Below are 20,920 nucleotides of genomic sequence, written 5' to 3' on the forward strand. Positions count from 1 at the left end.
GATGGCTATATGGAGAAAATGGGTTCACGGCATTTTGTCGTGAAAGGAAGAATCAAAATGGGGGGGGTGAAGGGGAAAGCCATGTCGATGACAAAAACAATGGCCTGCTGCGTGATTATATGTCTTGTCCCGATTCTATCGTGCAGGCAGGGGGAGGCAGCGATGCATTATACGAAGGCGGGCACGGCGGTTCAAATAACCGGAATGCTGGGCAGGCCGCTCGGAGAGATAGTGACGGTCAAAGGGACCGTTATCGAGAATACGATATGGCGTGCGGCGAACGAAACGGAGGAACTCCTTCTCGAAGTGGATTCCATAGACGGCAAGCCGCTCGATGATCCCGTCCGCATTCCCTTCGGCGTATTCCCGTGGTGCGGATGCGGGAAACCGGCGCCCGGAAACCCCTTCAACTATGTCGGTTATGAAACGGGAGGAATGACGGGGATCCCGGAAAAGGCGTTCGACTATATGAGTCGTGTTGCGGCAAGGGAATACGGTTTTACCGTCTATTTCCAGGTATGCGGAGAGGCACGGTAACCTGCCGGCGGGTGTATGGCCGAAAGCGCGGTTATTTTCCAAATTCGTCACGGTTACGATATGTATCCGCTACCGGACGTATCATTACCTGAAAGATGAAAGGCAACCGGTATGGGAATCGTCGGGATTGTCGGGACGGGAAATGACATCAGGGAAAGCCTCGAAGAAGCGCTGGGTCTCGTCGGCGGACTCGGCAATTATATCTGCCGGAACGACAGCGTCATTCTGAAACCGAATATCAACGGTTCCGATCTCGTCACGAGACCTGCCCTCGTCGAAGCTTTGATCCGGATACTCCTCGATTACGGAATAAGGCGCATATCCATTGCAGAATCGTCGTTCGGAAACGCGGGAATAACGGACGCATATTTCAAGGCGACCGGGTATACCCGGCTCGCCGAAACCTGCGGCATTCCTTTAGTCAATCTGAACCGGTCCCGGGCGAAGACGCTGACCGTCGAACAACCCCTCGCCCTCGATACGATCGACGTCGCCGAGGAGATTTTCGCCGCCGATAAACTGATCAACCTCCCCGTCATGAAGGTACACTACGCGACGGGGATCTCCCTTGCCCTGAAAAACCTGAAGGGGATTTTGGTCTGCGGGGAGAAAAGACGCTTCCATGAGGCAGGGCTTCACGCGGCGATCGCGGATCTCAACAATACCGTCAAACCGAACCTGACCATTGTCGATGCGACTTCCTGCATGGAGGGTATGGGCCCGCACGGCGGGGATATCGTCGATCTCAATGTGATCCTGGCAGGCCGGAACAGCTGGGAGATCGATTGTATCGGGTGCGGTGTGATGGGGTACGGCATCGATGAAGTGCGGCATCTTGCCGAGTATTGCACGTCGAATCATATAACGGCGCACGATATGCAATCGATCGACGTCCGCGGCCGCCGGGTCGAAGAAGTGGCGTATCCGTTTAAAAAGGTGAATGTGGAAGCCATCGTGCCGCTGCAATTCACCGTTTGCGGGACAAACGCATGCAGCGCCTGCATGAACGCCTTTCTCGTTTCCTGCAAACTCCTCACAACCGCACCGCGAAAAGAAATAACCGTGTTTTTGGGGAACCGTCATGGCAGCGCCGATGTAAAGACAAAGAAGGCCGTGGCATTCGGAAATTGCGCGGTGAAGAGTCTTTGCCGGGGAGATGGGGATATGGGCCGTATCAGGGGCTGCCCGCCGTACCCTTTCAGACTCGGGGAATACCTCGATAGCGTGTAGCACGGAAAAACCGGCGGCCCGCACCCATACCGGCGGCCCGAACCCATACCGGCGGCCCGCGGCAGTACCGTAAATATCACGTGGGCCGCCGTTATTTCTTGACAAGGTTGAACACACCGTCCCAGGTGTCTGCCGGGGGTTTCTTCTGAAACTCCCGGCATCGTTTTATATAGATATCGGCCGGTCCGTCGCCCGGGATTGCCTTTCTTGCATCTTCGAAAAGCTTCTGCGCCATCGGCCATGCCTTGTCCTCGAAGCATGAAAGCGCCTCATTGAATATACGAAGTCCCTCTTTTACCTGTTCGCCGACAAACTCCTCCTCGTCGATAACCTCATACAGCCGTACCGGTGTTTTAATCCCCACCACCCTTACCCTGTCCAGTTTTCTGGTGACGATTCCCTGTGAGCCTTCATTGAAGGTGTACTCGCTGATGAGGATTTTGGTGTTGTATTGTTTATTGACGCCTTCGAGGCGCGCGGCGAGGTTGACCGCGTTCCCCATGATCGTGTAATCCATTTTCTGTTCGGTCCCCATGTTTCCGACCGTCATTCTCCCCGTGTTGATCCCGATTCTCGTGTACAGGGGGGACGGACTCAGGTTTTCCCGAAGCAGGTGCTCGTTGAGTAATACTTCCATCCGCTTCATCCTGGCCGCCGCCATGCACGCCCTGTTCGCGTGATCGTTAAAATCCACGGGCGCACCGAAAAAGGAGATGATGGCGTCGCCTTCGTACTTGTCGATAGTGCCCTTCTGGTTGAGGATGATGTTGCTCATTTCCGTCAGGTATGAATTGAGAAGCTTGACCAGATCAGTGGGGGTCAACACCTCGCTGATCGTGGAAAAACCCCTGATGTCGGTGAACAGGGCCGTGAGGTTCTTTTCTTCCCCGGTCAGCGTCAGTTTCTCCGGCGAGGAAATCAGTTCATTGATGACCACGGGTGATAGGTAGTGGCCGAAAGCGGACTTGATGAAGCGCTTTTCCTTTTCCGTATTGAGGAAGTTGATGAATGTCTTGATGAGAAACGTAAAGAAGCAGATCATCACGGGGGTGAACATGGGAAGGTAGATACCGGTCGCGATGAAGAGGGCGGTGATGAGGAGGATGATTCCCGCGACGCACCCGACTCCCACGATTATCGAAAAGAGCGGATTCAGGTTGCGGATGATAATACTGATCAGTATTGCCAAAATAAAACCGATAATCGCCGAAATCCACCATGGAAAGATATCCAGAAACGTCCCGGAGAGAATCGTGTTCATGATGGAGGCGTGCATCCCGACATTCATGTATTCTTCCTCGAACGGCGACACGCCGATATCGGTGGTCGACGTTCCGGTCCACCCGATAAAACAGATCGAACCCGGAAGCTCCTTTTCGAGTTCGGTCCGAATACCGGAAATGGTAGCGTAAATCTTTTGCGTCGCGTCGAAAATCTCGATGACACCCGGTCTGATCGCGGCATACCGCCCCTTAATGTCCTCCGATACGTTCGGTGAATCAAGGATTTCGTCGATCTGTTTGAGAAGATATTCTTTTTGCCCGCCGGAGAGGATCTCACTGGCCTTCCGGTAAAAGTATTTTCGCCACTGCACGTATTCGGCAATGAGGGCACGGTCGCCGCCTTCGAACACCTCTCCCTTGAGGGATTCGGCATAGTCGTAGGCGTCGATGAAATCATCATCATTGCCTGATGCCGGGAGATAGCCGACCCGCTTCATTTCCCGCAGGTTCTGAAGGAGAAGGTCCTCTTCCATGCCGTGACGGACAAGGGGATAGAAGGAGAAGTGTCTGAAACTCTCTTCGAATTTTTTCGGGGGCCAGTTGATGAGCATCATGCCGTTATCGGTTAAGGGGATGGAGATTTCACGCGTCCCTTTTCCCGGAAGGACGGCATTATGAAGAACGATGCTTTCACCGTTGAAAAGGATATCGGGATTACCGAGATAATCGAGAAGGGGTCGAAAGGAAAGCTGGGCAAAGTACTCTCCTTTGTATTCACGAATCAGATCGATTCTCCGCCATACCCCGTCGCCGTCATAGACGACATTCGGGTATCCGGCCCCCGATGAGTTTTCGAGGATGACGCCGATCGCCGGCCGTATATCGACCGCCCTGTACATGAGGCCGGATGTGACCGTACAATTTTTATGGGAAACGTCATCGAGAACGTACGACTTCAATGCCTCAAGTTCCGGTGAAGTCGTCCCTTCGCTTTCAGGAAGCATATTGACGGTGAAAAAGGCTTTGCCGAAAAAGCGCGCGCTTTGTCCGAGGAAGCGATCGTTGTCGATGGCGATTTCCTGCACTTTTTCCAGAAGCGTCTCTTTCGATTGGCTTGTGAGGCCGGCCAGCTCATCGATATATACTTCCGCATCCTTGAGGGATATCTGTCTGTCTTTAATCGCCGCGAAAAGGTCTCTGATATTCGTGTCGATCGTGCGGAACTCCTCTGAAAAATATTGTGGAATATCCTTGTCGAGGAACGAACTGTTCACGCCCTTCGGGCTTTCTTCCGTGTACTCGATATCGAAGACCGCATAGGCGGCATCGAACTCTTTCATGAGAAGCAGGCCTTCCGCCATATAATTCCGGGGCCAGGGGAAAAGCTGGAGTTTCGCGATCGCCTCATCGTCGATTTCGAGAAAAAGGATATCGTGATTTTCGGTAACCGGCGGTTTTACATGGAGGAGGGCGTCATACAGGCGTAAATCGATAAGGCGGTAAAATGTCAGGAAATTGAAGAGGGTAAAAAAGACCGCCACGATAGCCGGAATAAGAAACATCTTGAGCCGTATTGATTCGCTTTTATTTTCCATGGGAGTCCCTCCTTGAACAGCATGGTTCCTGTCCATCTTTAACCCTAAGCGAAAACCCGGAGAAATAAAAGTATTTTTTTATCACACAGGCGGTGCGGGTTTTATGTACAATCATTTATCCCGCGCTGTTGGGACTGGTTTTTTATAACAGTGTATACATCCGGCCGGTTATCGGTCCGGTAATGACGTATTCTTTTCACGTTTTTGGATTGAGTTCCGTTTCCGAGTGTGCTATACTTTTACCATGTCATGCGACAAATAATCGAGGAGTACGTCATGAGAAAAAGTAACTATCTCTATTCTCTCCTTTTTCTTTTCATTGTCCAGTGGCCTCTCTTCTGTCAGATCGGGGAAAGAATCGATATCCTGCTCGAGGAAAAGACGGTTCAATCCGGCACTGCCGTGTATGCAATTCTTTCTGCGGGCGGGATAGTGTCCGAAGACGCCACGATAGAGGAAGCCCTCGGGGTTTTGCGGGAAAAGGAATGGAAACTCACTATTGAATCAGCCGATACGCCTTTGACCCTGGGTGAAGCGGCGTATCTTCTCATGAAGACCTTCGATCTCAAGGGGGGGGTGATGTACTCGATATTCCCGGGACCGCGCTACGCGGTCCGTGAACTCGTCTACCTGAAGATAATTACGGACCGTCCGGATCCTTCACGCACCGTCAGCGGCAGGGAACTCATCGATCTGATTTCACGGGTGATCGACCGGAAGGAGAGTGCATCATGAAGAAGGTTTTATTTCTTTTTGCGGTGATAAGCTGTGCCGCAGTGAACCTCTTTTCGATCGATTTCGGCGGTTATATCGATAACGCGACATCCTATTCCATCGATGAAGCGACCGGTTTTTATCAAATCGACCGCATCGCCCTCTGGCTGAATCAGGGGCTGGGAGAAAACGGGAGTTTTTCCGTGAACGGCAATTACACCTATGCACTCGATATGCCCGTCTCGGGCGATCTCGACCTCCTTCTCCTCCAGTATAAATGGCTTCTTGACGGAGGTGACCTCTCCATGCTCTCCCTGGATCTGGGCCGCTTTGCCTTTACCGACCCCACCGGTCTCGTGCTGGATCATAATGCGGACGGTTTCCGGCTTGGTTTTTCATATCCGGCCGCTATCCTTTCCGTGGGATTCGGGTATACCGGCCTCCTGTTCAAACACAATACCACAATAACACTCTCAATAGGAGATTCCGCGGACAGAAGCGATCCCGATGTCTGGTTCGCCCCGGGAAGAATGCTCGGCACGATCGATTGCAGGTTTCCCGATGTCGCCCCCGGAACCGATCTCTGGGCTTCTCTTCTTTTTCAGAAAGATCTCAGGTCCGGCGATCAGATCGTGGAAGAGGGAACGGAAGAACCGCAGCTCGCGGGCGGCTTCTACGATTCGGTGTACGCGGGTACCGGGCTTTCGGGAAGGATGGCCCCGTCTCTTTATTATTCCGCTTTTGCCTATGTCGAAACGGGACGCAGCCTCACCTATGAAGATGACGATGAATCATACACGGGAAAATCATACGGGTATGAACCAGTCCTCGCCTTTCTTGCCGGCTTCGAGATAAGTTACTATGCCGAATCCCTCTCGTTTTCACGGATAGGGCTCGAGGCGGTCTTTGCGAGCGGCGATGAGGATGCGGTGTCCTGTGTCGAGGGAAATATCGAAGGACCTTCCTTTCTCTTTACCCCTATTTCGAACCGCGAATCATTCATCGTCTTCGATCCCGCGTTGAGCAATCTTTTCTATATGACGGCGAGTTACCAGATAAAACCGCTTGCCCTCGCGGGCTACGGGATGCTGGATGAGGTTCTGGCGCTTCTGAGTGCAACGGCATTTTTCAGGCCCACGACGGGAGTTATTTCCGAAACCAGGGGGCTTGTGCCGGATTCGGATGCGGTCTATCTGGGAACGGAAATCGATTTCATCATCAACTTCAGGCCCTTTTCGGATCTGGGCATGAGTTTGGGAAATGGATTCTTTATCCCGTTTACCGGTTCCGGAGGAGCGTTCGACAGCGCTGAAAGGGATTTCGAGTATTGTATTCAATTCGAACTCTCTTTCAGTTTTTAGGTAGTATCTACGAGGAGGTATCCGACTATGCGGCGTTTTTTTATCAGCTTTTTTTTATTCCTGTTTCTTGTGCCTGTTTTTTCACAGGAAACGATCATCGTGAAGAATGTGAGGGGAAAAGTGGAGGTGAAACTTCCCGCCCAAACATGGCAGCCGGCAAAGGAGAATATGACGCTTTCAAAGGGAACCATGATCGCGACCGGATTCAAATCGGAAGCGGTGATCGACCTGGGAACCTCCTTTGTGACGGTAAAACCGCTGACGCGGATGAAACTCGAAGAGCTTTTAAGACGGGAAGATACGATACAGACGGATATCTTTCTCGACTTCGGTAAGGTAACGGCCGAGGTAAAGAAAACGGAAGGAACAAAGCAGGATTTCAAACTGAAAAGTCCCGTATCGACCGCCGCGGTCAGGGGCACGATCATCACCTATGATATGTACAGCGTGTTCGTAAAAGACGGATATTGCGATTTTCTGAACAGGCTGAATCAGAAACGGAGGATCGCCGCGGGGGAGGGGAGTTTTACCATCGGCATTGACCTTCCGGAAACGACCAGGGAAAACAAGCGGAACACCTTCTGGGTTTCGGCCGTCACCGGAGAAGAGCTTTTTCCGGCAAACAGGGGGCCGTCCGCAACCGGCGATATCGTCGTGGTCTGGGAATAGCCAGCGAGGAGGGAGATCATGAAACGTAAGGTGAAAAAGGCAGTTTTTATAGCGGGAATCATTACCGTGACGGTTGTTTCCTTTTTTTCATGCACAATGGAGGCGGAAACAAGAACCGGAAGCATCACCCTCACCGTTCCCGCATCCGGCGATACGGGTGAAACCAGGGGGCCTCAGTCGGGCCGCGATTACGCGCGGGTCTACCTCCTCTTCAACCGGGAAATGTTCCGACTCGGCAGCAGGTCGGATTACCGTGAATTCGAACTTTCCGGGAACCAGCGGAAGGTGACGGTGGAGAATATCCCGGCAGGCGGTCCGTACAAATTATGGCTGGGGATCGGGCAGTATATCTCGAACGGTGATTTTCTTGCCTACGATGTCAGATATTACGCCGAATCCGGCGATTTCACCGTGATCCCGGACAAGGACAACTACGTTCGTGTCGACCTTCTCCCCTCGCCCTTTATCAAGGCGCAGAGCATACTCGGCCGTTACGTTGGCGGGGCTGCGGTCGTTGAATCATTGACACCGCCTATCTATGCAGCAACACGGACAAATGTCTACAGGGGTACATTTGATGCCGTTCCCGACCCGGATACTCTGACAATGACCGTGCATTCCCAGAGTTTTTCAGGGTATATGATCAATTCCCTGACGGAAGGCTACCGTTACACGGGCGGTGCCCCGCCCGCATGTCTCTATATCAATACGAACAGGAATGTGATTGTCTGGAACGGAGTGGATTCATTTGATGATACACTGATGTCGAATCTTGGAACCATCAACATCCTCCGGTCTCTGGCATATTATGACGGAAGCAATGTCAGTTTCTTTTTCCAGCGAAACGGCGGGCTCGGCGGCGTCGATTGGGACCAGGCGATACCTGCACAGAATGTCTGGGTGAATGTCAATTACGGGCGGTATTTCAAGGGGGAAATCGTTCATGATTTCGTCGTTACCGGTGACGCCGTTTACTTCGCGACCGCCCTCGGGGCGTTTTTAGTTCCACAGTCATTAATCGATACCTATGTTGCACCCGCAAAGGTCAATCTGTTAAGGGTTGCCAGTTTTTTCAAGGTAAGACAGGGGAAAAGGGAACTCTATATCTATGCCCTCGGCTATAATGGTGCCAATACCCTTTATGCCGGAACAGAGGACGGGCTCTGGAGTATCAATATACCGACTATGTTTTCGGGCGGCACCCCGGCACTTGTCCCCGGAACCGAACATAACCGTATTTATATGGCAGAATCAAACGGTACTTATACGGCTTACGCATCGAAAACGTACCTCTATATTCAGGACAGTGGCGGAAACCTGGTTGCGACCTACCCCTTTGTCGCGGGCCTGCCCGGAGACGTCACCTCCATGGATTGGGAAGTGAATACCCTCATCATATCGGGGACGGAAGGGCTTGTCGCGCTGCCGCTTTAAAAGACAGTACGGCTTATTCTTTTTCTGAAGACAATTCATGTTAACATAGCTTCCTCATCCGATATTAGTTATATAATAAAGGACTATTTTTCATCTGAATTTTTATAAAAAATCAATGCGGTACGCCTTTTTTATGCGTTATACTCCTATATGAACATCACTATTTGCAAGGAGTATTGTATGTTGATTACGGATGCACATGAGTTCCATTTTGTCATTCCCGACTCGATGAAAGAAAAGCTTAAAAACCTGACTCGTTATGGTATAAAAGGATCACTATCGGGTCTTGTCGTCAAAATTGTTTCACTTATCGATCCTTTGATAATAAAGGAACATCAATGGGGAAAACAGCGGATGAGCCGATACCGGTCCGTATCATCCCGGCCGGATGAAAAAAGGGAGCATGTCCATGTTTATTTCCCCGAAGATGTGTATCGAAAGATAAAGGTGCTGCATTCGGATCTGAATTGTTACAGTATCGCACAGTTTTTGAGGGGGTTACTGGAGGTGTTTTTGTGGTTTGTGGAGAGATATGGAATTAATGTTTTTCAGAAATTAAAAAAGATATTCAATCGTTGGAAAAGAGAAGATGAAAGGCTGCAACACGACCTGCGGAGAAATCTACGACAATTGTTTAGAATCATCCGGCATATACCGGGGAAAGACCGCCTGGTTTCTATTTATACACACGAAAATTCTCCGTTTTGGATACTTCGCCTTTAAGCTACAACAAATCACCAACCAAAAAACCAGCACTATTTCCCCATGGAACTACTCGGCCTGTTGACCGGGAGCGGACAGGAAGGCGTCCTGCTAAAACTCAGACCTCATTTCCAGATTCACGGTAACATTATTGGTCGAAAGGTCGAAGGTCGAGTAGGGAAAGAGGATGTAGTCGCCGAAGACGAGTTCAAAGCCGAAAGTTAGGACCATCGATATTTCATAGAGGAATATTTCGCCTTCCGGCGATGTCGTGGAATCGACAATCGTATCCCCGATCGAGTCCTCGATTTCCGCATAAAAATCACTCATGCCGCCGTGATACGATGCCCACTGGAAATAGGGAGACAGTTTCACGAACGGTACGAAGATCCCGAATTTTTTCGAAAGATTCAAGTCAACCCCGACGGTATTGAGCATGTTGTCGAGGAAAAGCGTTCCCGAAAGCCTGAGAATATCGCCTTCCATGTCCTGTTCGAACTCGGGCACCGGAATATTGATATGGAAGTAGGAAAAGGTATAGCCGAGACCTAAGGATATGGCGGGAAACCATCCGGCGTCTTTTAATAGCACCTTTCGGAGGCGGATGCCCGCGTTGAGGCTGCTCGCCTCGAGGCCCCCGTATGCCGCGAGGTCGGCGATCCAGTCCGTGAGAATACCCGGCAGGATCGAGAAAAGGATCGTCATTTCCGTATCGAAGAAGAAGGGGAAACCGGCCGCGAGGCGGAAATTGGGAAAAAGAAAGAATGTCTGGAAAAAATCATAGCCGTCACCGACAAAATCGGGGGCGTCTTCCATGATCGTGCTCACGAAATAATTGACATCCAGGAGGTCGAAAGCCGAGTTTTCCTCGTTTACGAATTTGAAAATACCATTGGTGAGGTTTGCCCCAAGCGAAGCGCCGAAATAAAAAGTATCGTCGTCGTCAAAATCGGCATTACCGATACCGCACCCGGAAAGTTCGTTCTGAAACATAGGGATGAGTGTTTCTTTTCCGAATTCGTAAAAAAAATTGGAAAGATCGTCGATCACCGGCTCCAGCGTCTGTGAAAAAAGGGCGGAGACGAAAAGCAAAAACACGATGACAAAGCACACACTTTTTTTCATTGGATGCTTCCTCCTGTTTCGAAGAATGCCTGCACCTATAAGCCTACACCAAATTACAATAAAGTTCCAGCATGTTCGCGATAATTTTTATTGACAGAACGGCCTCTTCGTTTTACTTTTTCAGGCATGGAAAACTATAAAAAAAGGGGCAAAAGATGAAGAATATAAACATCGGACATCATTGTATCGCGCTTTTATCAGTAATTTTTCTCGTATTTTCGTGTGTGACGGTAAAGGAGGAACCGGCACCTGAACCGGAGAAGAAGGCGAAGGAATCCTCAGACCTCGTCGTGTCAGAGGATAACACTTCTCTTTCGTTTGAACGCTGTTTCTATTATGACGACAGGGCGGACGGTGGTGCTTCCCTCGTTATCAATGAAGAATGCGACAAGGGAAGGCTTGTACTCGAGGGCGTTGTCACGACGGATCTGGCATGGGGCTTCATCGGTTGCGGAATCGATCTGGATGATGAAGGAAAAAAGCGGCTTTCGGAAGGCTCTGGTATACGTTTCATGGTGAGGGGGGACAACAAGGAGTATCGTCTCAGACTGCCCGTAAAAAGCGTGAAGGATTATAATTACCACGGATATGTGTTCAGGGCGCCTGCTGAAGAAACCGCGGTCAGCGTATTGTATTCCGATTTGAAGCAGGAGGATTGGGGTCATGCGGTCGGGTTTGACCCTGACGGGATATTCCAGATCTCGTTTCAGACCGTGGGCCAGCCGCACGATCATGTGTATATGGAAGTGACCGGGCTCGAGGTGATCACGGCGCAGGAATAGAAAATGCAGGGACGTAGGCGGACCGGAAATAGATGCGTAAAATGAATGAAGAGGAATATATCACGCTCTTCTCCCGCCTGCCCGACCGCGAACTGCAAAAAGAGAGGATCATCGTCGGGGAAGGAAGGCTTGTGGCGGAACGGATGCTCGATTGCGGCCTCGAGATGATCTGTCTCCTCACGACGGATAGTCTCGCCGGACATTTCACGCGCCGCGCGGGTTCCCGCTGTCCGGTGATTGTGCGGCCGCATCCGGAGATCGCATCGATAGCGGGATACCCCTTTCACCGGGGGGTGCTGGCTGCGGCCGTAAGGCCGGCCCATCCGGTATTGGGTGAATATATCAAAAAGAATCCCGGCGTTCGGAAACTCATCATCTGTTCCCGGCTTTCCGAGACCTGGAATCTCGGTAGTATCGCACGGAGTGCCGCGGCATTCGGATTCGACTCCCTCGTACTCGGCGTGGGGAGTTGCGATCCTTTTTCCAGAAAGGCCCTGCGGGTATCGATGGGGGCGGTTCTTTCTCTTTCCATGATTTCCATCGGAGAAGCAGCCGAATGCGGATCGCTTCGCGGGATGGGGATTCACCTGTACGCCGCGGGCACGTCCAGGGCTGCCCGGCCGCTTTTTGACAGCGTTCCCCGATCGCCTTATGCCCTTGTTTTCGGCAACGAATACGAGGGACTTCATGCGTCATGGATCGGGTGCTGTGAGGAGGAATTGACGATTCCCGTATCGGGGGAGGTGGATTCGCTAAATGTGGGAGTCGCAGCCGGTATCTTTCTTGCCTATTTTGATCACAACGCAGGCCGCTGAATCATATCCGTGAAATTCCCGGAAATCCGTTCGGCAAGCTTTTCGAGCGGTATATTTCTCAATCGGGCCATGAAGCGGTAAGTATGTTCCACGTTTTCCGGCCTGTTCTTCCTGCCGCGGAGGGGGACCGGCGTGAGAAAGGGCGCGTCCGTCTCGAGGAGAAGACGGTCGAGGGGAACATATGCGGCCGATTCATGCAGATCGTGCGCGTTTTTATAGGTAAGATTTCCGGCAAACGAAATCATCATACCGCAGTCGAGGGCATGTTTCGCTTCCCGTTTTCCCCCCTGGAAACAGTGCATGATCCCTCGGGCGGGCTCGAGTTCTTTCAGGGCGGACATGGTATCGGCCATCGCGTCCCGGCTATGAATGATGAGGGGAAGGTTGTATTTTTTCGCGCAGAGTATCTGGTAACGGAAGGAATCTTCCTGCATCGATTTACTCTGCCGCATCCGGTAAAAATCGAGACCGCATTCACCGATCCCGAAGATTAGGCCGGGATGCGACCGTAGGGCGCTTTCGACCATTTTTTCGAGTTTTCCGAGTTCACGCTCCCCGGCATGCGAGGAGGGATGCAGCCCGAGGCTGAAGAGAATGCCGCGTGATTTGTTCCTGACAGCAAAATCATAACTCCACTGAAGGGTTTCTTCGGAAATGGCGATCTGGACCGCGTGGGAAAGACCGGCTTTGAAACAATCGTCGAGGAGTGCTTCTTCGGTAAGACCGGCGTCTTCGAGGATGAGGTTGAAATGGGCGTGTGTGTCGATGAACGGGCTTTTGTTCATGCTTTTATTTTTCTCCTCCAGTACGATAATATCTCGCCCAGTGTGACCGTGATATCCCTCTTTGCCTTCCATCCGGTCGCTTCGTTCAACTTGGCCGAACTTCCGCATTGATACGGAATATTGCCCCGTTGATCGTATTCGATCACCTCATAGGGAACGGGGCGGGAGGCTTGCCGTATGAGGGTGAGAAAGAGATCTTCCACCTTGATCGCTTTTCCCGAACAGACATTGTAAATTTCCCCCGGGATTCCCGATTTCATGAGGGCGATATAGGCATCGACAACGTCACGGGTATCGAGGTAGTCCCTGTATGAGTGGAGGGGACCGATAGAGAGTTTTTCTTTCAACCCGGCTTCCACTTCGGCGATCTGGGAGGCGATGCGTGAAACGAACATGTGCGGCTTTTCACCCGGCGCGGTGTTGTTGAACGCCCGTGACACAATGACCCGAAGCCCGAGGCGACTGAAGAACGAGAGGGCGGAATATTCCTGCATCAGTTTAGAACGGCCGTAGCCGTTCGCGGGGCAGGAGGATGAGTCTTCGGTAATCGGTGTTTCGCCTTTGTCTCCGTAAACGGCACTCGAAGAGGCGATAAGCACGCGGGCGGAAGAAAGGCCCGCCATGCAGAGCGAAGCGAGAAGCAGTTCGGTGCCGCGGACATTGACTTCGACGAGTTCGGAATCAGGGCGGTGTCCGACGATCCCCGCGAGGTGGAAGACGCAGTTCGGACGGACGGTGCGGATCACTTCTTCCGTAAAAGCCCTGTCGCAGATTGAACCCGTATATCTCCCTTCGCCCGCTGTGTCTTCTATGTCGAGCAAAGAAAGCCTGCGGTACCCCTTTTCACGAAGAGCCCGGACGAGCCACGTGCCGGCAAGGCCGGATGAACCGGTGATCAGAATGCTGCTTTCGGCGTTCATGGACTCCGGGTTCATTGCGTTACCGTCATGCGGGATTGACACCGGGCAGGTAGATGTGCCTGTTGGAAAGAAACTCTTCGCTTGCCGTCACGAGGTCTTCATGCATGCCGATATCGAACCACCTGCCGTCGAACTCGTATGAATAGACCCTGTCCCGCTTTTCCGTCATGTCGTACATGAGCGAGTCGAATCCGAAATAGTCGTTGTCGGGGATATAGTCGATAATCGCTTTATTGAAGATATAAATCCCCATGGATACCTTGTTCTCGAGCACGGGCTTTTCACTGAACCGCACAATGCGGTGCTCCCCGTCGTTTTCGATAACCCCGAGTTGGAGTTTCGTTTTTTTGACATAGGTCGCTACGGTTGCTTTTGAATTTTGTTTCATATGATAATCGTAAAGTCCCTTGTAGTCGATGTCGGTAAGAAGGTCGCCGTTCATTACCAGAAAATCGTCTTCGAGGTTGTCCGACATGAGTTTCAGGGGGGCGATTGTCCCGAGGGGCTTTTCCTCGATCGAACAGGTGACGGACACCCCGTACTTCGAACCGTCTCCCACATAGGCCTTCAGCATGTCCGCCATGTAGCCGAGTGCGAGAATGATGTCGGTGAAACCGGCTGCGGCGAGTTGTGTGAGAACGATTTCGATAATGGGAACGTCCCCCACGGGAATGAGTGGTTTCGGTATCGATACGGTATACGGATAGAGTCGGGTTCCCTTGCCGCCGGCAAGAATGATCGCCTGCATTGTCTACCTCCCTTATATGTTATAGATATCCGTTTTATAGAGTTCGGGGTGAGCGCGTACGAATTCTATTGTCTCGGCAAGACCGTCTTCGAGACGTGTTGCCGGCCGCCACCCCGTCAATTCCGCTGCCTTGCCGTTGTCGCAAAGTAGTTGCATGACCTCCGATTTCTCGGGACGTACGCGTTTTCCGTCGGATACGATCCGTTTTTTTCCGCCCATGATACGGATGATTGTATCGGCGAGGTCCCCGATCGACACCGCCTTGCCGGTCCCGATATTGGTGACCCTGCCGACGGTTTCTTCGGATCGTGCGATTGCGATAAAACCTGAAACCGTATCCTTGACATAAGTAAAATCCCTGACCGGATCCAGTGAACCGAGTTTGATGTCGTCACCGGCAAGGGCCTGGGAAATGATCGTCGGAATGACGGCCCGCGCCGATTGCCTCGGACCGTATGTATTGAAAGGACGGATCGTTGAGACCGGCAGATTGAACGAGAGGTGAAAGGCCTCGGCGATTTTGTCCGCGCCGATTTTCGAGGCGGAATAAGGTGACTGGCCCTGCAGCGGATGTTTTTCATCGATCGGGGTGTAGATCGCCGTTCCGTACGTTTCGGATGTGGAGGTGTGGACGATTTTTTCAACCCCCCGCTTCCTGCAGGCTTCCATGATGTTCAGTGTCCCGGAGATGTTCGTTTCCACATAACATCTTGGAGCGATATAGGAATAGGGAATCGCGATGAGGGCGGCAAGATGAAAGACGATATCGCATCCGGATACGGCCTTTTCCACAAAAAAAGGATCGCTGATGTCGCCGGTGATGATTTCAAGGGATCTGAAAATATCCGGGTCGAGAAGTTCGAGGTTTCCAAATGAGTTTCTCGAATTATAATGAACGAAAGCCCTGACTTTCGCGCCGCTTGCGACGAGTTCCTCCGCAAGATGGGAGCCGATAAAGCCCGACGAACCGGTAACAAGAACTTTTTTGTTTTTTATGTCTGTCATATTGATTCCGTTTTCCTCCAATGATCAGGTAGTGAATGTTATAAGCGGATCACCGTTTCTACGGCGGCCTTTTCATTTCATGACGCGGCCGGCCGGTTTTCCGGCCGCGATGTCCTGTTTCTTTCCATTATAAGGGCTTTATATGAAACTCACAAGAGTATCCGCGACGATTTTGCTTCGGAAGATGCGCGGTTTTTTCACTTTCATCCGGTCGGTTGATCTATCAGTGCGGCGTAACGGGTGATTGCTTCACCCCTATAAAACCATGCAATCGGTCTCTTCCACTAATCAGTCTGGATTTTTCACAAATGCATCCAGAAGCGTTTCCCTTTCTCTGTCCCAGTTCATTTTCCATCGCGCGTATCTGCCGGGGGAATTCGTATTATAGCCCGGATGGGTCATGAGTTCAACATCGCGGTAGCGGGCGGTCCGTGCCGCCTTTTTTATTATGGACCGATTGATTCTCATCGATGTGTTGAATCCGAAAAACCTCCCCGCCGTCTTAATTCCCATCGTGCGGGCTTTATTACCGATCATCCATGAGAAAAACCTCATCAGGATAAGAGGGGGTATCTGGAAAGCGTATTTTGCATCGGGTCTTTCATTGACGATACGTACCCGCCCGATCCCGTACTGCTTACAGAGTGCGAGGACGATATCCGCAATGCCGGGAAGCAGATGGAGGTGCTGGTGGGAATCGCAGTGAGAGAGGGTAAGGCCCGTGTCGAGAATTTTTTTAAGCTGCGATTCGAGTTCGATCGCGATTTCCTCAAGCCGGATCCGCCCGAACAGATAGCGGATAATAAAATGGCGGTAATCGGGATAAAAACGTTCACGCTTTCCGATCAGCGAGTGAATGCGGGAAGGGGGTGAAACCGGCATTTCATCGATCAGTGCAAAGTGAATTCCCGTATCGAGTCCCCGGCGGCGGCGGCAAAACGCGACTGCTTCAGGGAGAGCGGTTCCGTTTGCGACAAGCGATACCGAGTTCACCGCTCCCGCTTCGACCGCCTCGATAATACCCCTGTTGATATGGGGCGCGAGACCGAAGTCGTCTGCGTTTACGATCAGCATGGCGTTCTCACTCGAGGTTGATTTTTTCTGCGATATAGAAGACCGGCTTGTGTTTGGTCTGATGATATATTTTATTGATATATATCCCGATAATCCCAAGAATAAAGAGAATAAAAAAGAAGTAGATATTGATGAGGAGGACGATCGTGATATAACCCGGCGCGGAGGTATGGCCGGTCGCGTACTGGACGATTTCGTAAATGACGAAACCGATGGTAAAGAGAATACAGACAATACTCGCGTAACCGCTCAACTTGAGGGGAAGTTCCGAAAAATAGAAAATCCCCATGAAGCCGAAGCGCAGACTCTGCCTGAAATCATACTTCGACTCTCCGTGCCGGCGGGCGAGTGCGACATATTCCACATACGCTTTCTTGTACGAAAGGTTGCTGATGATTCCCCTCAGAAAAAGATCTCTGTCTTCATAGGTAAGGAGGTCGGTGACGGCATTACGCGCGAGCAGTCTGAAATCCGCCGTGTTCGGCGTGATGTCCAAAGACGATATTCTGTTTATGAGTGAATAAAAAAAACGTGAAAACATTTTTTTCAAAAAGGAGCGTTTCAACGTATCTTTACGTACGGTATTGACGATATCGTAACCTTCCTGCCACTTCCGGTAAAGCTCGGAGATGACCTCGGGGGGGTGCTGGAGATCCGAATCCATTGAAACGACTATATCGCCGGTTGCCGCCTTTATCCCCGCGAAACATGAAATCTGATGCCCGACCCTCGTCGAAAGCCGAAGAAATTTGACATCGGGATCCGATGCAGCCAGCTCCTTGATATTTTCGATTGTGTTATCCGTCGATCCGTCGTCGACAAATATGATCTCTTTGTTCGGTATGGAAAGATGTTTGATAACGTCGGTCAGTTTTTCATAAAGCATAACGACATTTTTTTCTTCATTAAAGGTGGGGAGAATTATTGAAATTTTATCCGCTTCTCTTGTTTCCATTTGTCCGAAACCCTGTTTACTGTGGTCGTATCTCTATATATCAGATTTCATCCAAAGAGTAAAGTCATTAATGGTGATTCGTCAACAACCCGATACCGCACGATTATATCGACGATGAGGGGCTGAATTCATGGAATTTCCTGCTCAAGTGGGATATATTAATAAGGCGATAATAAAAATGGTGAGAAAATTATCTTTATATTACATTATTTTTCTTTTGGCTTGTGTTTTTTCGCTTTACGGCACAGAAAACGAACTCGTTCTCATGGTCGATACCTCGGCAAGTATGGAACCGGTATTTGATGAGATGACGGCGTACCTCAATCAGGTATTTTTCGATGAGTGGCTTCCCCGTGGAACAAAGCTGCATCTTCTCCGGTTTTCCGATTTTCCCGTGCATGAGACGACGCGGTACATCGATGATGCCGCGGAGCGGGTCCGTTTCGAGAAGGAAATTCTCTTGTTATCGGGAAAACTGGTTTTCGGCCGCTATACCGATCTTGTTACGGCAACGCGGGAGTTGCTCCGCTTCGGGGAGAGCCTTCCGGAACAGCACGTGAAAGTTCTGGCGCTGATTACCGATGGAATCCATGATCCCCCGCCCGGCTCATGGTCATCCTCCATCGATCCGGAACTATTCGAAAAACGCCTTGATGCATCCGCAACCGGAGTCATACGTCGAAGCGGCTACAGTATTTACTTTTTCCGGGTTCATGGTTCGGAAGGAGGGAATACGGCCGGATACGGGACCATCCGGGAAGTGGCGGACAATATGAACATACCTCTGGACCATGATGATACCGTCGATTATGGGAATAATCCATATGATGTCATCCGATATTCACGTATCGAGTTTCCCGGTGACCTGGGAGAACAGGGTCGTATTTTTTCCGTTCCCTTTATCATCGAGAATCCGAATGAAGAAGAAATAGTGGTGTCCCTTCTGGCTTTAAGCCATGAAGGAACGAATATATTGACCGGTACCGTTTCGCCCAGAACGGTCGCTGCCGGAACCAGGCAGCCCTTTGACGTAACGATAATGCTGAGTCCGGAAACGGAAATAGGACAACACCACCTGCCCGTCAGGCTTGTTTTTGGTGAGGGAACACATATACGGCCCGGCAAAGGAATACTGACCTTTTACTATAAAGGCGACATCATAAGCTCAATGTATCAGCTTGTAAGCGGGGCGATACCGGTGATATTCTTTTTGCTTTTTATCAGTGTCTTTATTATCAGCATTATCCTCACCCTCAGAAAAAAGAATGTTGATAATATGTTCGGAACCGTGATGAAACCGGTCAAATGGAAGGAACGATTGCTCACTATTAATAAAAACGGCCTGCCCCTTATCGAAATGCGCGTCAGTTTCCAGAACCCGCATGTGGGTTTTCGGAATATCCATAAAATCAAGAAAAACCGTCGAATGAGTGTCGGCGGAGGGTTTTCGAATTTCCTTATCTTTCTTGTACCCATCCCGTCGCATATCGCCGAAATCTATAAGGAAAACGGAACATATGTTTTCAATCCGATAAAAAACGAATACTTCCCTGATACGGACGGTCCTGTGGTCGATTGCCTGGACAAAGATATTGTCATGGTATCTCCCCACGGGTACCAGTCGAAAATCACGTTCAATCGTTATGTTTCTCCGCTGACCCGGCTCAATGAGCTTCTCAATTCGATATACGGGGAAAAGCGGCAGCCCGCGGCTTCGAGGCAGGAAAGGTGATGCGCGTTCGGTTCACGCTTAACCGGTCGAAACGGCCCGGTCTTCTTTGATTTGATGAACGCCGGTTTGAGGCGGTTCCTCTTTTTGCGGTTCAGCCGGGGGAGACGGTGAGGTATTCAATAATCCATTGATATATATCCGTGCCCAGACGAACGCGATAGCGCTTGAAATAAATGTCGCTGCGATCATTCCGATCCAGACTCCGACCAGTCCAAGCTTGAATACCATGCCGAACAAATAGACAAACGCCACGTTGAGGACGATCGTTCTCCCGATGGTGATGATGAGGGCGTAGATGCCTTTTCCCGTTCCCTGAAACATGGAGGAAGAGAACATGCCGAAAACGACAAAAGGATAAAAAATCCAGATGATTCGAAGCATCAGTGTCAGGTCTGGTGCGATATGCCTGGTTTCAGGAGACCAGGTAAATGCCATAGTGATGAGAGGAGCGAATAAAACCGTAAAAAGGGCGACGCCTATTTCAATGATTATTCCCATTTTAATTGCGTGAAGATAGGCGGTATTGAGTTTGCGGTATTCCCTTGCCCCGTATGTCGCGCCGCTCACGGATATGACGGCGGTCGCGAGACCCAGAAGCGGAAGAATTGCGAGACTCACCACGCGCCAACCCGTCGTATACACAGCTACCCCCTCGTTTTCTCCCACCTGGCGGACGATAAAAGTGATCGCGAACATCATTATCGACATCGACGCCTGGGAAATGGTCGCGGGAATACCGACCTTGAATATATCTGCGAGGATGTCGGACCTGAACCTGAATCCGGAAAAACGTATGGTGATATATGTCCCTTCATCACGAAATAGCCAGAACGCGAGCATGAGAGAAGAAAGACAGAGTGAAATAAGGGTCGCCCATGCCGCCCCGGCAACCCCGAGACCAAACCAAAAGATGAAAACCGGATCGAGTGCGATGTTGAGGACGGCGCCGCTTGTTATGGCGATCATGGCCTTTGTCGCATTTCCTTCACTACGCAACAGGGCGTTTCCGATCTGAGAAAAGAAAATAGGGATCGTTCCCAGGATAAGAATATGTGCATAATCGACCGCCATGCCAAGGGCATTCCCCGCGCCGAGAAGGGAAAAGATATAACTGATACTGAAAAAAAGCGGAATCATATAGACAAACGAGAGGATCATCATAATCGCGAGTGTATGGGTTGCAGCAGCGTTGGCCCCTTCCTTGTCTTTTTTCCCGATTCTTCGCGATATCGCGGAACCGCCCCCCACTCCGAGTCCGGTTGAAAGCGCGATCGCAAACATATAAAAAGGAAAAAAGTATCCCACAGCCGCCAGCGCGTCGGAACTGATGCCGGCGACCCAGAAGGCGTCGGCGAGACTGTACAATGTCTGGACGGACATCGCGATAATCATGGGAACGGCGAGTTTGAATATGGCTTTTTTTGGATCTCCAAGGAGTGTTTTCACACCCTTGGTCGGCGCATGTTCTTTATCCATCGTTTTTCCTTTTTATATGGATATCTATAGATAATGAA

At 50.8% G+C, this 20,920-nt stretch carries 19 protein-coding genes; 10 read left to right on the forward strand and 9 right to left on the reverse strand.

Going from position 1 to position 20,920, the window contains the following annotated elements; all coding sequences use genetic code 11:
• Positions 1 to 18: 18 nt before the first annotated feature.
• Both JW881_11315 and JW881_11320 read left to right on the forward strand, forming a co-directional pair.
• Positions 19 to 537 carry a hypothetical protein gene (locus JW881_11315; GenBank protein ID MBN1698093.1) on the forward strand — a complete coding sequence of 173 codons (519 nt, stop codon included), beginning with the start codon at positions 19 to 21 and terminating at the stop codon, positions 535 to 537.
• 111 nt (positions 538 to 648) lie between these two features.
• A complete protein-coding gene (locus tag JW881_11320) occupies positions 649 to 1,767 on the forward strand; it encodes a DUF362 domain-containing protein (protein ID MBN1698094.1) in 1,119 nt (372 codons plus the stop codon).
• Between the two features lie 91 nt (positions 1,768 to 1,858).
• Here the strand turns inward: JW881_11320 and JW881_11325 are convergent, their stop codons facing one another.
• Positions 1,859 to 4,585, reverse strand: coding sequence for a CHASE2 domain-containing protein (locus tag JW881_11325; protein MBN1698095.1), 2,727 nt, complete (start codon positions 4,583 to 4,585; stop codon positions 1,859 to 1,861).
• A gap of 276 nt (positions 4,586 to 4,861) precedes the next feature.
• Between JW881_11325 and JW881_11330 the strand changes: the two genes are divergently transcribed.
• The 5 genes from JW881_11330 to JW881_11350 all read left to right on the forward strand — a co-directional run bounded on the left by JW881_11330 (position 4,862) and on the right by JW881_11350 (position 9,486).
• Complete coding sequence (locus JW881_11330) at positions 4,862 to 5,320, forward strand: hypothetical protein (GenBank protein MBN1698096.1); 459 nt, start codon at positions 4,862 to 4,864, stop codon at positions 5,318 to 5,320.
• Complete coding sequence (locus JW881_11335) at positions 5,317 to 6,660, forward strand: hypothetical protein (protein MBN1698097.1); 1,344 nt, start codon at positions 5,317 to 5,319, stop codon at positions 6,658 to 6,660. Before JW881_11330 ends, JW881_11335 begins: the two co-directional genes overlap by 4 nt.
• Positions 6,661 to 6,687: 27 nt before the next feature.
• Positions 6,688 to 7,329, forward strand: coding sequence for a FecR domain-containing protein (locus JW881_11340; protein ID MBN1698098.1), 642 nt, complete (start codon positions 6,688 to 6,690; stop codon positions 7,327 to 7,329).
• Between the two features lie 18 nt (positions 7,330 to 7,347).
• Positions 7,348 to 8,763, forward strand: coding sequence for a hypothetical protein (locus JW881_11345; GenBank protein MBN1698099.1), 1,416 nt, complete (start codon positions 7,348 to 7,350; stop codon positions 8,761 to 8,763).
• Between the two features lie 180 nt (positions 8,764 to 8,943).
• Positions 8,944 to 9,486, forward strand: coding sequence for a hypothetical protein (locus JW881_11350; GenBank protein ID MBN1698100.1), 543 nt, complete (start codon positions 8,944 to 8,946; stop codon positions 9,484 to 9,486).
• A gap of 90 nt (positions 9,487 to 9,576) precedes the next feature.
• Here JW881_11350 and JW881_11355 read toward each other — a convergent pair whose 3' ends face one another.
• On the reverse strand, positions 9,577 to 10,590 hold the full coding sequence (locus tag JW881_11355; GenBank protein ID MBN1698101.1) for a hypothetical protein: 1,014 nt from the start codon (positions 10,588 to 10,590) through the stop codon (positions 9,577 to 9,579).
• 155 nt (positions 10,591 to 10,745) lie between these two features.
• Here JW881_11355 and JW881_11360 point away from each other — a divergent pair, with 155 nt between their 5' ends.
• Together JW881_11360 and JW881_11365 are read left to right on the forward strand one after the other, a co-directional pair.
• Positions 10,746 to 11,372: a CIA30 family protein gene (locus tag JW881_11360; protein MBN1698102.1), complete on the forward strand. Its 627-nt coding sequence runs from the start codon at positions 10,746 to 10,748 to the stop codon at positions 11,370 to 11,372.
• Positions 11,373 to 11,404: 32 nt separating this feature from the next.
• Positions 11,405 to 12,187: an RNA methyltransferase gene (locus JW881_11365; GenBank protein ID MBN1698103.1), complete on the forward strand. Its 783-nt coding sequence runs from the start codon at positions 11,405 to 11,407 to the stop codon at positions 12,185 to 12,187.
• Here JW881_11365 and JW881_11370 read toward each other — a convergent pair.
• The 6 genes from JW881_11370 to JW881_11395 form a co-directional block, all read right to left on the reverse strand.
• The gene (locus JW881_11370; protein MBN1698104.1) at positions 12,169 to 12,972 is read right to left on the reverse strand and encodes a TatD family hydrolase; all 804 of its coding nucleotides are present in this window, start codon (positions 12,970 to 12,972) and stop codon (positions 12,169 to 12,171) included. The two genes, JW881_11365 and JW881_11370, sit on opposite strands and share 19 nt — an antisense overlap.
• On the reverse strand, positions 12,969 to 13,892 hold the full coding sequence (locus tag JW881_11375; protein MBN1698105.1) for a GDP-mannose 4,6-dehydratase: 924 nt from the start codon (positions 13,890 to 13,892) through the stop codon (positions 12,969 to 12,971). Before JW881_11375 ends, JW881_11370 begins: the two co-directional genes overlap by 4 nt.
• A 25-nt stretch (positions 13,893 to 13,917) precedes the next feature.
• Positions 13,918 to 14,640: a nucleotidyltransferase family protein gene (locus JW881_11380; protein ID MBN1698106.1), complete on the reverse strand. Its 723-nt coding sequence runs from the start codon at positions 14,638 to 14,640 to the stop codon at positions 13,918 to 13,920.
• 12 nt (positions 14,641 to 14,652) lie between these two features.
• Positions 14,653 to 15,645 carry an SDR family NAD(P)-dependent oxidoreductase gene (locus JW881_11385; GenBank protein MBN1698107.1) on the reverse strand — a complete coding sequence of 331 codons (993 nt, stop codon included), beginning with the start codon at positions 15,643 to 15,645 and terminating at the stop codon, positions 14,653 to 14,655.
• 288 nt (positions 15,646 to 15,933) lie between these two features.
• Complete coding sequence (locus JW881_11390) at positions 15,934 to 16,719, reverse strand: ChbG/HpnK family deacetylase (protein MBN1698108.1); 786 nt, start codon at positions 16,717 to 16,719, stop codon at positions 15,934 to 15,936.
• 7 nt (positions 16,720 to 16,726) lie between these two features.
• Positions 16,727 to 17,674, reverse strand: a complete 948-nt coding sequence (locus tag JW881_11395) for a glycosyltransferase family 2 protein (GenBank protein ID MBN1698109.1) — start codon at positions 17,672 to 17,674, stop codon at positions 16,727 to 16,729.
• A gap of 178 nt (positions 17,675 to 17,852) precedes the next feature.
• On the opposite strand from JW881_11395, the gene JW881_11400 reads away from it, so the two are divergent.
• Positions 17,853 to 19,406 carry a VWA domain-containing protein gene (locus JW881_11400; protein ID MBN1698110.1) on the forward strand — a complete coding sequence of 518 codons (1,554 nt, stop codon included), beginning with the start codon at positions 17,853 to 17,855 and terminating at the stop codon, positions 19,404 to 19,406.
• A gap of 18 nt (positions 19,407 to 19,424) precedes the next feature.
• Here the strand turns inward: JW881_11400 and JW881_11405 are convergent, their stop codons facing one another.
• Positions 19,425 to 20,882 carry an MATE family efflux transporter gene (locus JW881_11405; protein ID MBN1698111.1) on the reverse strand — a complete coding sequence of 486 codons (1,458 nt, stop codon included), beginning with the start codon at positions 20,880 to 20,882 and terminating at the stop codon, positions 19,425 to 19,427.
• Between the last annotated feature and the right edge of the window lie 38 nt (positions 20,883 to 20,920).

It is taken from the genome of Spirochaetales bacterium, from assembly GCA_016930085.1.
Lineage (GTDB): Bacteria > Spirochaetota > Spirochaetia > SZUA-6 > JAFGRV01 > JAFGHO01.